Origin of the sequence: Halioglobus sp. HI00S01 (assembly GCF_001635445.1) — a bacterium.
GTDB classification, from domain to species: Bacteria; Pseudomonadota; Gammaproteobacteria; order Pseudomonadales; family Halieaceae; genus Halioglobus; species Halioglobus japonicus.
The window spans coordinates 1-366 of the sequence record NZ_LWEE01000178.1 but is presented as its reverse complement, the minus strand read 5'-3'; the positions used below and the strand labels follow the sequence as shown (position 1 = coordinate 366).

The window sequence follows — 366 nt, the reverse complement described above, 5'->3', positions numbered from 1 at the left end:
CCGATCTCACCTTCGGCTTGCCTCCAGCGGTCACTGCAATGACCGGGGTCGACGCTATGGTGCATGCCATTGAGGCCTATACCTCGAAACACTTGAAAAACCCGATATCAGACAATCTTGCACGCCAGGCGCTGAATTTGTTGGCGCGTAATATTCGCACCGCGGTGACAGATGGCGGGAACCGCAAAGCGCGCGAGGCAGTGTTGCTGGGGGCCTGCCTGGCTGGCCAGGCCTTTGCCAACGCTCCGGTGGCCGCAGTACATGCCTTGGCCTATCCCTTGGGCGGGCATTTTCACATTCCCCACGGTTTGAGTAATTCGCTGGTGCTTCCGACAGTGCTGGAATTCAACGCGCCGGCGGCCAGTC

1 protein-coding gene is annotated in these 366 nt (G+C 59.6%); it reads left to right on the top strand.

Annotation, left to right across the window (positions count from 1 at the left end; genetic code table 11):
* Positions 1–366: iron-containing alcohol dehydrogenase (locus A3709_RS15750; protein WP_156507802.1), on the top strand; the 366-nt coding region annotated here is incomplete at both ends.